The sequence below is a fragment of the Dickeya undicola genome (assembly GCF_000784735.1).
Lineage (GTDB): Bacteria > Pseudomonadota > Gammaproteobacteria > Enterobacterales > Enterobacteriaceae > Dickeya > Dickeya undicola.
Genome location: NZ_JSYG01000011.1, coordinates 1 through 15359, shown reverse-complemented (window position 1 = coordinate 15359; position 15359 = coordinate 1). Strand labels below are relative to the sequence as shown.

General features: G+C 53.4%; 12 protein-coding genes. 11 read left to right on the top strand and 1 reads right to left on the bottom strand.

Features of this window, described 5'->3' with window-relative positions; genetic code table 11:
• Positions 1-35: 35 nt before the first annotated feature.
• Positions 36-638 carry a type III secretion system stator protein SctL gene (gene sctL / locus OB87_RS06260; RefSeq protein ID WP_033568586.1) on the top strand — a complete coding sequence of 201 codons (603 nt, stop codon included), beginning with the start codon at positions 36-38 and terminating at the stop codon, positions 636-638.
• Here the strand turns inward: sctL and OB87_RS06255 are convergent.
• The gene (locus OB87_RS06255; protein WP_033568585.1) at positions 630-1796 is read right to left on the bottom strand and encodes an alpha/beta hydrolase family protein; all 1167 of its coding nucleotides are present in this window, start codon (positions 1794-1796) and stop codon (positions 630-632) included. The genes sctL and OB87_RS06255 overlap by 9 nt on opposite strands.
• A gap of 387 nt (positions 1797-2183) precedes the next feature.
• Between OB87_RS06255 and OB87_RS06250 the strand changes: the two genes are divergently transcribed.
• The 10 genes from OB87_RS06250 (at position 2184) to OB87_RS06205 (ending at position 15265) form a co-directional block, all read left to right on the top strand.
• Positions 2184-3233, top strand: a complete 1050-nt coding sequence (locus OB87_RS06250; RefSeq protein WP_033568584.1) for a hypothetical protein — start codon at positions 2184-2186, stop codon at positions 3231-3233.
• A gap of 171 nt (positions 3234-3404) precedes the next feature.
• A complete protein-coding gene (gene rdrA / locus OB87_RS06245) occupies positions 3405-5978 on the top strand; it encodes an antiviral RADAR system adenosine triphosphatase RdrA (RefSeq protein ID WP_235425246.1) in 2574 nt (857 codons plus the stop codon).
• Positions 5979-5981: 3 nt separating this feature from the next.
• Complete coding sequence (gene rdrB, locus OB87_RS06240; RefSeq protein WP_033568582.1) at positions 5982-8573, top strand: antiviral RADAR system adenosine deaminase RdrB; 2592 nt, start codon at positions 5982-5984, stop codon at positions 8571-8573.
• Between the two features lie 190 nt (positions 8574-8763).
• A complete protein-coding gene (locus OB87_RS06235) occupies positions 8764-8991 on the top strand; it encodes a type III secretion protein HrpF (protein WP_033568581.1) in 228 nt (75 codons plus the stop codon).
• Positions 8978-9412, top strand: coding sequence for a type III secretion system chaperone (locus OB87_RS06230; protein ID WP_033568580.1), 435 nt, complete (start codon positions 8978-8980; stop codon positions 9410-9412). Before OB87_RS06235 ends, OB87_RS06230 begins: the two co-directional genes overlap by 14 nt.
• Complete coding sequence (gene sctC, locus OB87_RS06225; protein ID WP_033568579.1) at positions 9405-11477, top strand: type III secretion system outer membrane ring subunit SctC; 2073 nt, start codon at positions 9405-9407, stop codon at positions 11475-11477. Before OB87_RS06230 ends, sctC begins: the two co-directional genes overlap by 8 nt.
• Before the next feature lie 33 nt (positions 11478-11510).
• Positions 11511-11699, top strand: a complete 189-nt coding sequence (hrpT, locus tag OB87_RS06220; RefSeq protein ID WP_033568578.1) for an HrpT family type III secretion system protein — start codon at positions 11511-11513, stop codon at positions 11697-11699.
• On the top strand, positions 11696-12106 hold the full coding sequence (hrpV, locus tag OB87_RS06215) for an HrpV family type III secretion system protein (RefSeq protein ID WP_033568577.1): 411 nt from the start codon (positions 11696-11698) through the stop codon (positions 12104-12106). Before hrpT ends, hrpV begins: the two co-directional genes overlap by 4 nt.
• 159 nt (positions 12107-12265) lie before the next feature.
• The gene (gene hrpN / locus OB87_RS06210; protein ID WP_033568576.1) at positions 12266-13291 is read left to right on the top strand and encodes a harpin HrpN; all 1026 of its coding nucleotides are present in this window, start codon (positions 12266-12268) and stop codon (positions 13289-13291) included.
• 297 nt (positions 13292-13588) lie between these two features.
• Positions 13589-15265 carry a ShlB/FhaC/HecB family hemolysin secretion/activation protein gene (locus tag OB87_RS06205; RefSeq protein ID WP_033568575.1) on the top strand — a complete coding sequence of 559 codons (1677 nt, stop codon included), beginning with the start codon at positions 13589-13591 and terminating at the stop codon, positions 15263-15265.
• Positions 15266-15359 lie beyond the last annotated feature (94 nt).

The window sequence follows — 15359 nt, the reverse complement described above, 5'->3', positions numbered from 1 at the left end:
ACTTGTTGGTATCATCGGTATCAGGGAGGGAGAATATGTTGACCAGACGGTGTTTAAAACTGGTGGCGGGCACGGATGTGCAGGAAGCGGAACTCATTCGTGTTGAACAATTGCAGCAGCATCAGCGCGGGTTGGCCGTGATGGCAGAAGCCCGGCAACAAGCGGATGCACTGCTGGATGAGGCACGCCAGCAGGCGCACGAGGAAATCGCTATTGCTACCGGTCGGGCGGAACAGCAATTTTGGCAGCAGGCGGATGAGATACTGCGCGGCTGGCAGCAGGAGCGCGAACAGATGGAAAACTGGCTGGTGTCGCGATGCGGCCAGTTGCTGAGTGATGCGATGACCCACATTCTCAAAGCTGTACCCGACGCCGACCGTTACCCGGCACTGTTGCGTCAATTGTTACGTACACAGGGCGGAGAAGGGCGCGGCACCTTGTATTGCCATCCCGACTGTCGGGACGATGTTGCCGACTGGCTGAACCAACACAGCCATCTGGGCTGGAAACTGTGTCATGACGATGCATTGGCACAGGATAAGTTAAAACTGATCACCGCGCAGGGTGTCATGACCTTGAGCTGGCAACAGGCTGTCGAGCAGTTGTTGCCGAAGGCGGAAGTGCTGTCGCTAAACTGAACGCCCCGTCACGATATCGTTCGCCGTCCGTACCAGCAGGTCGGCGCATGATTCCGTCATCGGCCCCAGTAGGCCATGCAGGCCGAGGGTATGCCCGACATCCGGCAGCAGGGTAACATCGATATGCGCAAAGCGGTGTTTTACACCCTCAAACCACGCCGCTTCGGCGGCGGCGTTGACTTGGGTATCCATCATGCCGAAATAGCAGACTACCCGGCTTTGACACTGTGCCAGATGTTCAATTTCCGGTTGAACATTCTGATACCACTGTTTCCACCAGGCGTAGGATGACTGGGTGAACGGTGCCTCAGCAGGCCAGGACTCCTGATCGTCGTGGCTTAAAACCATGTCGCGCTGCGTATCGAAACTGGCTTGCAGCCTGGCGGTCATGCTGTCGAAGTCTGCTTCATCCCAGTATCCCTTGTAGGGCAACAGGCTGCTGATCGGCTGTAAAAAAGCCAGCGGGCTGTGGCCGAATCCGTTTTTCAGATCCGCCAGCGTGAGCCGGTCGCCGGTATGTGGGATCGCCTTAAGCCAGGTGATAGTGCGGTGGATGAGCTGCCATTCCAGCACGTGTTTCATGGACGAAAAAACCGGCGACACCAGCATTAGCGCTTTGGCGACGACCGGATAATGCGCCACCAGACGGCCGATGTTGATCGCCCCTTCGGAGTGACCGAGCAGAATCAGATTGTGGCGGTCAATATGCGGCAGTTCAATCGCATACTGGTACAACGTATACAGGTCTTCATACTGGCTTTGCGGGGTCACCGTCTGGCGGACGGCGGCATCGATAAACATCTGCCGGTAAGCCAGTTCGCGGTTGAATAAGTACTCCGGGTTATCCAGCGTTTTGTCGCGCAGGTGGCTTTTGACGCCGCGGCAGTCAAACCTCAGCACTGCCAACCCGGCAGACAACAAATCCTGCGCCAGACAGCTAAAGACAAAGTCCGCCTGAGTGCCGCTATCACCAATCAGATAGTGACGGTCGTGCATACCGCTGCCAGGTGCCAATACCACCAACGGATACGCGCCCGTCGGCGTCTCTGGATAGTTGATCTGACCGGTCAGGGTGGTGTTTCCATCGAGTGTGCGCAACGCAAATGGATGTGCCGGGTATTTTTCATTCAATTCATCATTGCCAGAGTAAGTCTTCACAGGGTTCTCCTGATTACCTGGTAGCCGCCCGGCAGTGTAAAACCGTGGATAAGCGCTTGTCTTGCGCTGGCGCAGGTCTACCTGGCTTTTCTATCGCAGGAACAATACGGTTTTGCTTCTCACCGCTTTCTCTGGTGTGACGCCTTTCTGGCATGACTCATCTCTGGCGCTACTGATTCCTCGCGTTTCGGTGCCCTTTTCTCACTCGACGACCACACAACCTCCATCGCGTTAATTAGCGGCTGTTATCCGGTAGTTTGTCCTCGTTCGCCGTCGTTATGACCTGAATTCACATTGTTCTGACACAGCATATCGACCTTCGCATTCGTTACAGTTCATAACGGATATATCACTGTTATTAATCGATTTAAAACCAAGAGGTTACACATGGAAAAAGTACTAATCTGGTTTTGCGGCACCGGCACCACCAAACAGGATTTTCTCGCTAACGTCGAAATCAGCGGCTTCAGCGCCGTGGTCGCCATTGACGGCATCGGCACCGCTGCCATGCTCACCAAAACCCAGGCGCTGGCTAAGCGCGCCAGCTGGGGCGGCAGCTTTGTGGATATGAGCGAAACGCTGGGCGTGCTCTACGATCAGGTCAACGGTTATGACGACCGTGCCGGTGTGGTGACGCTGGACAGCCTGTTCCCGCTGGTGGATTACCTGAAAACGCTGAAAGAGTACCAACTGGTGGTCGGTGGGCATAGCCGCGGCGCGGCGGTCGGTTTAACCGAGTTTTTGGCCGAGCTGTACCATCTGGCGGTGCAGAACCAGGCGGCGGGTGTGTGGGCCAACGCGAAAACCATCCGGCTGGTGGTGGTGGACCCGGTGCAAGGGCAGCAAGACTCCGACAAGGACACCAACGCGTTTAATGCGATTCTCAAAGATAAAACCCTCGCGCAGATCCTGGCCGAACTGGAAACCAAATGGTTTGGTGGGCGGGAAGTGTTCGACACGCTGGTGTACAGCGCGCGTTACGATGCCCGTTCCAGCTTTGCCTTCGATTCGCGCTGGTATCGCTTCATCACCGAGCAGATGGGCAAACAGGCCGGTCCGGCCAAACGTGCCAAACTGGTGATGGCCGGTTTCCGCCATTCTGCGCCGGTCAGCAAAGAGGATGAAATCTCCGCGTTGTATCAGGGCAAAGGCGTGGCACCGATTGCATTTTTGCAACAGCTGGTGTCGTTTGACCCCAACTGGGAGCAATCGGCCCGCCTGCTGAGCCAGATTGAAAACGGCTATCTCGACCAGCTTGCTGCTGGCGCGAAAACCGACCTGATCAGCCTGCTGGACAAACAGACCAGCCTGCTGTCCTACGGCATTACCGGTCTTATCGGCGGCAAATCGTTGCAGAAAACACTGTCGACGGATAACCCGCAGAAACCGGAGTACCGCCGTTTTTACCGCTACCAATATGGTAAGACCGCGTTTTAATCTTCCTTCGGTTTAATCTACAAACCACAGGCTGCTATCGGGGATAGCGGCCTATTTTACTTTCCTGCTTGATATTTTCATTAATCCTGCTTATCTATTTGTCTCCTTCCTGTAACAGCGACAAATAGAGCGTCATACTTTTTTGACTAATTATTTTAAATGGGACTAACTGTGGGCGAAATTATTCTTAATCTGGATTTACCGGAATATCAGGACGACTTTCTTGCGGAAACAACAGACAGCAACCAGCTTTGGCAACAGCAGGCGAACAGAAAGCTGGTCGCTCTTCTCCAAAAAATGGGGAATGATGCCCATCGCTATAAAGAACAATGTCAACCCGACAGCAAAGAAACGCATCAGAAGCTGAGCAGTTATCATCACGCTGTTTTTATCAGCGGGGCTCGTGGTGCCGGGAAAACGGTATTTCTGAATAATGCCAAAGCAATTTGGCAGCATGAAACCGATAAGAAGGACAAGCAGGAAAAGAAGGACAAGCAGGAAAAGAAGCCTAACTTGCATTTTATGCCGGTGATTGATCCGACATTACTCAATATTAATGAGCGGTTTTCTGAAGTGATCATCGCCTCGGTATACGCGGCGGTGGAAGATAAATTAACCAATCAGGCTATTTCGCAAGCACCGAAAGATGACTTCTATCAGAGTCTAAAAGACCTGTCCGGCGCGCTGGTCAAGCCCTCGGAGCTGGCAGAGTTACGTGGCATTGATCGCATTCAGAAGTACCGTTCCGGTATCCATCTGGAACAGTATTTTCATCAGTTCCTGATCGCCAGCGTCAGATTGCTGGGCTGCGACGCGTTGGTGCTGCCGATTGACGATGTGGATATGAAGATCAGCAACGCCTTTGAGGTGCTGGATGATATCCGTTGCCTGCTGTCCTGCCCGTTGGTGCTGCCGTTGGTCAGCGGTGATGACAAACTCTATCGCCATCTGGTGACCATGCAATTTGAAGGTGAGTTAGTCAAAAATAAAGAAGCCAGCAATGCGGGCGAAGGGCGACAAGACGCGGGACGATTATCGGATGCGTATCTCACCAAGGTGTTTCCTCATCACGCCCGCTTGCCATTACAACCCATCGATCAGTTATTGCCGCAGTTGGTCATTCAGGATAAAGAATCTGCTGAGTCAATAGCCTATAGCAAGTACGACGCTGCTATTAAAGATATTTTTTATCCGTTGTGTAACGGGCTGGAACGCAGTGCGGACTGGCCGCGGCCCGCCAACGCCCGAGAAGTGACGCAACTGGTGCGCTTATTGCCGCCGCATGAGCTCAAATCATCGAAGGATAACCAAGAAACGCTATGGCGTACTTTTAGTGGCTGGGCGGAAGCCAAACAGGATGGGGCGGCGTTGACTAACGCTGAGTCTTATCTGTATATCCGTATCGCACAACAGCCAGAGGAGTTTTCGTTAGCCAGACTGATTGCCTTTAATCCTTTACTACAAAAAGAGCGCTATTATTGGGCGAAAAAGAATTTTTACTCGCAGCAGGCTGAACGGATAAATGAACTAAAAAAAGCGAGTGACCGTGGTGATGATTTTAACAAGAAAATTCTGGACACCGTGTTTTCTGATAACATGCCGGTACTTCGCAGTATGCCTGCGTTGGAATATATCAAGCATGGACTTCGGTTAACTAAAAAAAGTGCAGAAAACAAAGATAATAATCGTACGTTGATTGTGGTTTATACCCATCATGATTATTACAGCCAACAATTGAATCGAGGATATCACATTTTCTTTAGTCGGGCATTTGAGCTGCTGATGTGGTCAATGTTAGCGGTGACAGGAAATTTGTCCGAGGAGGCCAGGCTTAATGAGATTAATCAGGAAATATTTCAACGGGCACCATTTTATTCCATCTTTGCGATGAATGAGACAAAAGCCATTGATGAGGATGATAACAATGACTCAGATGATGCGGAATCACAGTTCATTGATTATGCTTCTGAGTCAAGAAAATTACTCGAAGATGTTCAGGAGTGGGTTAATAAAAATAAATTTGAATCCTTAAAAGATAAAAATTTAGTCCCTTTGTTAAGCTCTGTATTCAACAAGGTGTTCTCTCAGATTAATATCCTTGTCAGAAATTTTTCTGAAAATAAGAGTGATGCATTCAGTAATGAACATTTATCGGATCTTGCTAAACGATTTGAATATATCTTTATCAATGCACTGGTGTCTTTTCTACGTGACAGGAAAAATGTAGTTAATACTAATGTGGCAATCAGTGCTCGCTCTTCCTCTGTAAGAAGCCTTTATGACTTCATACAGAAAGATAAGACACTTTCTCGAAATATTTCAGGAATATTTAATATATCAAAAGAAGGGAGGGCGCTGGTATCGGAGGCTAAAGATGAGCCTTTTGTTAAGTTAATCTCTGCTATGTGGGATCATCCAGTATTCAGTCTGTCTGATGAATTGTGTTTCCCCATTAAAGGTAATATTGACGCGAGTGAGTTATCGCTAGATGATTTGTCAGTATCAGGTAGCATTTATGATTTGAGGAGCTATTATTTAACAGATTCGGGGATGGAGAAGATCATTACCAATGAAGTATATGATTGGGCTCGTTTAAATAAAGAAAAAGCTAGGGTTATTTACAATAGATTGGATTGGTTGAAGAGTAATGATAGGTCTTCGGCTGCTGAAATTGAAGGGAGAGGATATATAGGAAGACTCTATAACGGCATTAACTGGATGTTAAATGAAGAGATAGAGGATTAACCCATGTACACCCAGGATCCTCGCTGGTTAATTCCCTGTGCCTGTCTGGCTTCCGACAGGTTATTTTATTTTCATCTGCAACAGCATACCGGGCAGCGTAATACACCGGATGTTGAACAACAGGAAGAGCAGCGTTTATTGACGCGCGCGGCAAAGGATTACCAGTTCTATTTTGGTGGGCGGCTGCGTAATGAGGATATTGAACACAATCTGCATAGCTGGGCTAGGTCATCGTCAACAGATGATATGGCAATAACCGATAATATGACTTTGCTGGGGCAACTGGCGGAGGCGTTTTTGCTCTGGCAAGGCAACGGTTTCGAGGTGCGGCGTGAACGGCTGGAAGCCTGGCTGATGCTATGCTCGGTGCTGGACCCGGCCTGGATTATCGCGCAGGCTTATGTGCAACTGGTGCGCCAGCGGGTGCTGGACGAAGGGGAACTGGTGGGGCTGCTGATTCAGCAGAGTCCGTTTGCCTTCCCTGATGACTCGCGTGACACCCACTATGCCGACAACCATGTGCATTTTAACGGACACGGTTATGCTTCGCTGTCGATGCTGAGTTTTGTCGAGGGGGATGTGCGTCTGAAGCCAGATATTAGGTGGCCGCAGCGCGAGGAATACCCTCTTTTGGAAAGTGAGCAGTTATCGAAACAGCAACTGCCACGCTGGCTGTCGGCTTATGTGGCTTGTTTACTGGCGGCGATTTATCCCTCTGGCACAGCAGCAGATAACGCGGTTGATCTCGGTATACTGACACGATCACTGGCATTGCCGCTGACGGAAAGCGAGCGTTGGTCACTGCGGGATAGCACGCTGATTACCCCACCTGACAGTGCGCAACAGCAACTACTCTATGCCGCGATGCAACAGGGGCACGCCGGTGCTCAGCGCTGGCTGCTGTTTTGTAGCGGGCTGTTGCTGCGCACATCCCAGCCGGATTACGACAGTGTGCTGTCAAACCTGATTCGGGCCAGCATGATATTGCGTAACTACATGGTGGTGTCGGCGATGGGCTTGGGACAATTTGTCGAGTATTTTGGCACCGATGTGCGGCGGGCGGATAAACGCTTTTCCAGGGAGCAAGTCCCTCGTTATGATTTAAGCCCGTCAGTATCGCGGGAATACCGTGTGTCTCCGGGGGAGGTCATCGGTTATAAACGCAAACCCAATATTTATCACCACAATTTGACCGACTTTTTTGACCAGCATGCGCGCTGGCATGTGCCGGAACAAGCGCATCTGGTGGTGCATTTTACTCGCGGATTTCCGAAAAAAACCGCTGTCAGCCGCTATGACAAACGGTTGACCACTTTCCGCGCTAAGTTGCTGCAACAAGTCCGGGCGCTTGAAGACTTTTCTACGTCGGTCACCTTGCAGGAAAGCGATACCCGTACATCGCTAGGAAAAATTGACGTGCGCAAACTGGTGCGTGGCTACGATGTGGCGGGCAATGAAAATGAGCTCCCCATCGAGGTGTTTGCACCAGTGTTGCGGGTGTTGCGCGCCGCCAGACAACCCGCCGGTATGCCGTTTTCTCAGCGTCTGAAACGCCCGTTTATTACCGTACACGCCGGTGAAGATTACAGCCACCTGCTCAGCGGATTACGGGCGATGGATGAAGCGGTGGAATTCTGCCAGTTGCGGGAAGGCGATCGTATCGGTCACGGGCTGGCGTTGGGGGTGGATGTGCAGCACTGGGCGCAGCGCCAACGGCGTGCCTGGCTCACCGCTGGTCAGCATCTGGATAACCTGGTGTGGGCCTATCATCAGGCAGTGCAACTGTCCCGGCATACGGTAGAGCACATTCCGGTGATGCATGAATTGCGTGACAAAATCCATCACTGGTCGCAATGGATATTGGGCGACATTTATACCCCGAATCAACTGTATGATGCCTGGCGACTGCGCCGTAACTGGCCTGATTTTGACGCCATGCAAAGTGAAGTCGGTAGGTTTGCCGAGTGGGTGCCGGATGCACAATTATTGATGAGCCGCCAATCGGTTGATGAAGACAACGAGAAAGTGGTTAACCTCTGGCAGCGCCGTTATCTGGACAGCGGTTTGCCCAAACGTGAGGCGGACAGGATAAACCACACTATCTCGGTGAACTGCTTACCTCAAGAGAGCGAACATTTTGCGATCACCCTGAGTCACTCTGAAGACTGGGTTTCTGCGGGCGAACTGCGACTGTATGAAGCGATACAGGATTTTCTGATGGAGAAATACAGTCGGCTTGGCCTTGTGATTGAAGCCTGCCCGACCTCAAATATCTATATCGGGCGCTTTGAGTACTATCATGAACACCCTCTGTTTCGCTGGAATCCGCCGCAACCGGATTGGCTAAAGCCGGGAGAGAAGTTTAACCGCTATGGATTACGTTCCGGTCCGCTGGCCGTATGCATCAATACCGATGATAGCGCGCTGATGCCGACTACCATTGCCAACGAGCATCGCCTGATGCGGGAAACTGCGGTGCAGTTTTTTGGCATTGGCACCTGGATGGCTGATTTATGGATCAATACTCTGCGTGAGAAAGGAGTTGAGATATTCAGACGCAACCATCTTGATCAATCGCCCGTGTTGCCGAATTAAGCGTTAATTGACGGGGGCAGGTGTGGCTTTTTCACCCTCTCCCGTTACCTTGATCTAACCGCAATCGTCTCCCACAAACCGATTTTCCCATCCTCTTTTCATCTTTCTTTTACCCGATGGAACCGCCGTGACTCCCCGGCCACACAACTGCAGGCCAACCATACCAGCTCAATCAACGGGAGTAGCAACCATGTCTTCATCTTCACCTATTCAGCGCCGGTTAGACGGCGCGTTTGTCGATGCGCAGTCCCGGCTCGATGAGATGGCGTTGACCGTCTCGGAGGGGGATGTCAGCGCGGCGGATACCTATGCCTTTTATGAAGCCAGCATGGACTATTCGAACGCCAACTGGGCTGCCGGGCAGATGCTGAGCGTCAAGCACGGTCTGGCGAAGGCCATCATCAATGACTTCAACTGAGTTGATTGGGGTCATCGAGCGCTGGCTCAACAGTGCGGCGGGCCAGTTGACGCTGCACATTGACGGCAGCCCGGTGGCGTTGACCCGTTATCACGACGGGGTGGGCTGTTCCGCCGTCGTCACGCTGTCGGTCAAGGTGGATGACCGGCTGTTGCACAAGGCGCTGCGCTACTCGTCAGCCGCTGTGTTGCGACTGGGCATGGAAGCCGCCGCACTCTGCTGGTCCGCCACCGACGAGCAATTATGGTTACTGATGCGACGCGAGCCGGATGACCCGATTCGGCTGTGTCGCGCACTGGAAGCGCTGGTTAATCAGCGGGATGTCTGGCAGAGCCTGTTGGCTCCGCTTGCCAGACCGGCATCGCCGCCGCCGCTGAATCTAAAAACACTGGCTTTTTTGCAAGGAGATCAGCATGCGTAACACGCTGTATGCATTATTGTTCAACCTTTACCGCCTGTTTTGCTGGTCGCTGGTGCTGATGGGGATGTTGCCCATCGCCCACGCGGCGACGCCGCCGGACTGGAGCAAAGGCGCATATGCCTATTCCGCCGAACAGACACCGCTGTCGGCGGTGTTGCAGGATTTCGCCAACAGCCACGGCGTCGACCTGGTGCTGGGTAACATTGAAGACGTCAACGTAGAGGCCAAAATTCGGGCCGACAATGCGGTGGCGTTTTTGGATCGGTTGGCGCTGGAGCACCGTTTTCAGTGGTTCGTCTACAACAACGTGTTGTACGTCAGCCCGCAGGATGAGCAGGCATCGGTGCGTATTGAGGTATCGCAGGATGCCGCACCGGACATGAAGCAGGCGCTGACTGGCATTGGTTTGCTGGATGCGCGTTTCGGTTGGGGGGAACTGCCGGAAGAGGGAGTGGTGCTGGTCACCGGCCCGGCGGAATACGTCAACCTGATCCGTAACTTCAGCCAGCAGCGCGAAACCAAGGAAGATCGCCGCAAGGTGATGATTTTTCCGCTGCGTTATGCCTCAGTATCGGATCGCACTATCCAGTATCGCGATCAGCGTCTGGTGATCCCCGGTGTGGCGACCATCCTCAATGAACTGATGGATGGCAGCCGCAACACGCCTGCTGGTGCATCAGCCGCCGCCAGTGGCATGGGCAGCGACGGTGCGATGGCAGCCGCCAGCGGCGGCGGGCAGGATGCCAGCCAGGCGATTGAAGTCAATGCGCGCGCTATGTTGGCGCGGTTGGCAAGCCGCAGCAGCAGCGGCGTCGCGGGGGCGACGGCACGGCGAAAAGATCAGCTTAACGGCAAAGTCTCAGCCGATGTGCGTAACAACGCATTGTTGATTCGCGACGACGAAAAGCGTCGGGATGAATATCAGCAACTGATCGACAAGATCGATGTGCCGCAAAACCTGGTCAATATTGACGCGATCATCCTGGATGTTGATCGCACCGCGCTGTCACGGTTAGAGGCCAACTGGCAGGGCAAACTGGGGGCGGTTACCGGTGGTGCCAGCATGATGTCCGGCTCCAGCACCCTGTTTGTCAGTGATTTCAAGCGCTTCTTCGCCGACATACAGGCGCTGGAAGGTGAAGGCACCGCGTCGATTGTCGCCAACCCGTCGGTGCTGACGCTGGAAAATCAACCGGCGGTGATCGATTTTAGCCGCACCGCTTTCATCACCGCCACCGGTGAACGGGTAGCCAACGTACAGCCAGTAACAGCAGGCACCAGCTTGCAAGTCACGCCACGCGTCGTCGGTCGTGGCAGCCTGAGTAGCATTCAACTGGTGATCGACATTGAAGACGGCCAGGTGGAAACCAATACCGAAGGCACCGCCTCTGGTGTGAAGCGCGGCACCGTCAGCACACAAGCGCTGATTGGCGAGAACCGGGCGCTGGTGCTGGGCGGGTTCCACGTGGAAGAGAGCGGTGATCGTGATAAGCGCGTACCGCTGCTGGGCGATATTCCCTGGATCGGCAAACTGTTCACCTCTCGCCAGCACGAAGTATCCCGCCGCGAACGGCTATTCATTCTTACTCCACACCTGATTGGTGATCAGAACGATCCCACCCGATTTGTGTCGGCGGATAACCGTCGCCAGCTCAATGATGCGATGGGGCGCGTAGCACAGCGCAACAGCAAAACCGATCTGTTCGGCATGGTGGAGAATGCCATGCGTGATCTGGCCAGTGGCCAGACGCCCGCTGGGTTCACCATCGACAGCAACGGGGCGCGTTTGTCGGAGTTCTGCCGCACGTCGCCGTCGCTGAGTTATCAGAGCAATCGTCATCAATGGTACAGCAACTTGACGCTCAGTTTGGCGGTGGGGGTGGTGAAAAACACCGGCACGCGTCCCCAGCGTTTTGATGAAGCCAACTGTGCCAGTAGCCGCACGCTGGCCGTCGCAGCCTGGCCGAAAACCACGCTGGCCCCTGGCGAATCCACCGAAGTGTATCTGGCATTGCTGCCAGCTAAAAATGCGCAGCCATCACGCGCCTCACTGATTAAACCCTGACGATTTACCACATAGCCTTTAGGGAGAAAAGCCATGCGTTATCAACTCTTGCTGGTGCTGTGCGGGTCGCTGCTGCTCAGCGCCTGTGCCGCCCGAGCGCCGCTGAGTGCCTGTGATTCAGTCAGTTGTCGTCCTGAACCGGATAACCGGCAGATGGTGATCTGGTGGCAGACGGACATGCGCCCCGGTGCTGCCGATTTTACCCGTGTGAGCGTGCTATGAACGACGGTATCGCGATTTTTGACAATCTTACGGCGTTTATGGCGGCGATGAACCGGCATGAAGCGGCGCGCTGGTCGCCACAATCCGGCGTTGATCTGGTGTTTCAGTTCGGCGATACCGGCCGCGAGCTGATGTTGCAGATTCAACCTGGGCAGCAGTATCCCGGCATGTTGCGCAGCCTGCTCGGGCGTCGTCATCAACAGGCCATAGCGTGCGATGGTTGCCATCTGTGCCTGAATGGCAGCGATGTGCTGATTCTCTGGTGGCCGCTGCCTGCGGCACCCGATACCTATCCGCAATTTGTTGAGCGCCTGTTTGAACTGGCAGGGCTAACGCTGCCGTCCGCCTCGGCGGCACGCGTGGTACGTCCGCAAGCTGGCGTGGGGATTGCCCGGTCATTGAGATGACGCGCGGTTTTTTACGCTAAACCGGCATCCGCGGGGAACCGTTTCGCCGCGGGCGTCACTCAGTAACAAGTATCCATCATGATGCCCGCATCGGGATCGGAGCGGGCATCCGTTGCAGATACTTTAGCGAACACCTGACATGAATGAGGAAACGAAATTATGCAAATTACGATCAAAGCGCACATCGGCGGTGATTTGGGCGTCTCCGGCCTGGGTCTGGGCTCTCAGGGACTGAAGGGGCTTAACGCCGCGACATCATCCCTGGGTTCCAGCGTAGACAAACTCAGCAGCACCATTGATAAGCTGACGTCAGCGCTGACTGCGATGATGTTTGGCGGTGCGATGGCGCAGGGGCTGGGTTCCGGCCTGCAACAGAGTCTTGGTGCGGGCAACCAACTGGGTAAGTCGTTCGGTAATGGCGCACAGGGTGCGGGCAACCTGCTGTCACCGCCGAAAACCGGTAGTGACCCCCTGTCCCAAATGTTTGAAAATGCGCTGAATAATCTGCTGGGAAAAGACACGGTTGACCGCCTGACCAATCAGGGTAATCAGATGGCTAACGCGATGCTGAATGCCAGCCAGATGACGCCGGGCAACATGGATGCTTTCGGTAAAGGTGTCGGCAATGCGCTGTCGTCGATTCTGGGCAACGGCCTGGGTCAGGCCATGGGCGGTTCTTCGCCGATGACGCTGGGCGCTGGCGGTTTGCAGGGCCTAAGCGGTGCCGGATCATTTAATCAACTGGGCAACGCCATTGGTATGGGCGTGGGTCAGAATGCGGCGCTGAACGCACTGAGCAATGTCAGCACCCATGTTGACGGCAACAACCGTCATTTCGTAGATAAAGAAGACCGTGGTCTGGCTAAAGAAATCGGCCAGTTTATGGATCAGTATCCGGAAATTTTTGGTAAGCCGCAGTATCAGAAAGATGGCTGGAGTTCAGCGAAAACTGACGACAAATCCTGGGCTAAAGCGCTGAGTAAACCGGATGATGACGGTATGACCGGTGCCAGCATGGACAAGTTCCGTCAGGCGTTGGGCATGATCAAAAGCGCCGTGGCGGGTGATACTGGCAATACCAACCTGAACCTGCGTGGTGCGGGTGGTGCGTCACTGGGTATCGATGCCGCAGTCGTCGGCGACAAGATTGCCAACATGGCGCTGGGTAAGCTGGCCCACGCCTGATAGGCATAGTTGCCCGATAAAGCGGAAAAGAAAACAGAGACAGGGAAGCCTGTCTCTTTTTCTTTGTGCGGCACAAACGCGATAGCGGCTTCCTTCTCGTGTTTACATTTCATGAAGTTAGTTACCCTTTTTGTTCTTTTGTGGAAATTTTATTGTTTATTTAAAATCAATACATTACGTATATTTTGCTGTGTGTTTGGCTAAGCCATTTGTAAGTATTTGTATTGTTTTCGAAAGGAATTCACATTATTATTTCGCCAATTTTTACCCTCTGTTTCTATTACATGGATGTGCATGATGTTTGTCAGTCGCAGGAAAACTGGCCTGATCGTCTGTTTTTCCCTCATTGGTTACACCGCTTCTGTATTTTCCGCTTTGCTGGATCCGGCTGAGCGAAACGAAACCCAGCAACGTCAGTCGGAAGTGATTGAACACTCTCGCCAACAGCGGGAAGCGTTGCAGCAATTGAATAATATCGTGCAGGCACCGCTGAAAGCGGACGGCGCGCCGCAAGGCCCCTGTTTTACCTTGCGTGAAATTCGCTTTAATCACAGCACGTTATTAAGCCAGCGTGACCAAATGGCGCTGACGGCTGACTATATTCATCGCTGTAATAATCTTGAGCAGATCAACCAACTGGTGCATGACGTCAGCAACTGGTATATCCAGCGCGGCTACATCACCAGCCGGGCGTTTCTGAGTGAGCAGGATCTGTCGGGCGGTGTACTGCAACTGGAGATCCTGGAAGGACGGCTGGAAAAGATCACCATCAACAACCAGACGGAACGGATGACCCGCACGGCGTTTCCAGCGCGGGAAGGGGAGATCCTAAACCTGCGCGATATCGAACAGGGTATGGAACAGATGAACCGTATGCCGTCCCAGCAGGTCACTATCGAGATTCTGCCGGGCAGCCAGCCGGGGTATTCGGTGGTGAATCTGACCCGCGAGGCTCATCTGCCGTTCACCGGCGGCCTTACCTTCGATAACAGTGGACAAAAAAGTACCGGTGAGCAGCAGCTCAACGGCAGCCTGGCACTGGATAATCTGTTCGGCGTGGCCGACCAGTGGTTTATCAGTGCAGGACACAGTAGCCGCTTTGCCACCAGCCATGATGCAGAAAGCCTACAGGCCGGTTTCTCTATGCCCTATGGCTACTGGAACCTGGGCTACAGTTATTCCCAAAGCCGTTATCGCAATACGTTTATCAGCCGTGATTTCCCCTGGCATTCCACCGGTGACAGCGATACCCATCGGTTGTCACTCTCTCGCGTCGTGTTCCGCAACGGCACCATGAAAACCGCTATTGTCAGCACATTTAGCCAGCGTACCGGTAATAACTATCTTAATGGTGCGCTGTTATCGTCCAGCAGCCGTAAGCTGAGTAGTGTATCGCTTGGCGTCAATCACAGTCAGAAACTGTGGGGCGGGCTGGCAACTTTCAACCCGATGTATAACCGCGGTGTGCGCTGGCTTGGTGCAGAAACCGACACCGATAAAAGCGCCGACGAACCACGAGCCGAGTTCAACAAATGGACATTATCGGCCAGCTATTACTACCCGCTTACCGACAGCATCACCTACCTTGGCAGCCTGTACGGCCAGTACGCGGCGCGTGCGCTTTATGGTAGCGAGCAACTGACGCTGGGCGGGGAGTCCTCCGTGCGCGGGTTCCGCGAGCAGTACACTTCCGGCAACCGGGGCGCTTACTGGCGTAACGAACTGAACTGGCAGGTATGGCAACTGCCGCTGCTGGGTAGTGTCACCTTCATGGGGGCCGTCGATGGCGGTCATCTCTACAACCATAAACAGGATGACTCGACAGCGGCGTCGCTATGGGGCGGGGCCGTTGGCGTCACCGTCGCCAATCGCTGGCTGAGCCAGCAGGTAACGGTAGGATGGCCGATTTCTTACCCGGCATGGTTGCAGCCCGACACGATGGTGGTGGGCTACCGGGTCGGTTTGTCGTTTTAACGTATTTAATAAATCCACATCTTTTCAATATTTTCTCAATGCTTTCATGGCATTGAGTTTTCTATACAGCAGAGGTTCAGGGATGAAAGCGGTG

Excerpts from the sequence above, each read along its gene's own strand:
- sctL (WP_033568586.1), top strand. The coding sequence starts at position 36 with ATGTTGACCAGACGGTGTTTAAAACTGGTGGCGGGCACGGATGTGCAG.
- OB87_RS06250 (WP_033568584.1), top strand. The coding sequence starts at position 2,184 with ATGGAAAAAGTACTAATCTGGTTTTGCGGCACCGGCACCACCAAACAG.
- rdrB (WP_033568582.1), top strand. The coding sequence starts at position 5,982 with ATGTACACCCAGGATCCTCGCTGGTTAATTCCCTGTGCCTGTCTGGCT.
- OB87_RS06235 (WP_033568581.1), top strand. The coding sequence starts at position 8,764 with ATGTCTTCATCTTCACCTATTCAGCGCCGGTTAGACGGCGCGTTTGTC.
- OB87_RS06230 (WP_033568580.1), top strand. The coding sequence starts at position 8,978 with ATGACTTCAACTGAGTTGATTGGGGTCATCGAGCGCTGGCTCAACAGT.
- sctC (WP_033568579.1), top strand. The coding sequence starts at position 9,405 with ATGCGTAACACGCTGTATGCATTATTGTTCAACCTTTACCGCCTGTTT.
- hrpT (WP_033568578.1), top strand. The coding sequence starts at position 11,511 with ATGCGTTATCAACTCTTGCTGGTGCTGTGCGGGTCGCTGCTGCTCAGC.
- hrpV (WP_033568577.1), top strand. The coding sequence starts at position 11,696 with ATGAACGACGGTATCGCGATTTTTGACAATCTTACGGCGTTTATGGCG.
- hrpN (WP_033568576.1), top strand. The coding sequence starts at position 12,266 with ATGCAAATTACGATCAAAGCGCACATCGGCGGTGATTTGGGCGTCTCC.
- OB87_RS06205 (WP_033568575.1), top strand. The coding sequence starts at position 13,589 with ATGTTTGTCAGTCGCAGGAAAACTGGCCTGATCGTCTGTTTTTCCCTC.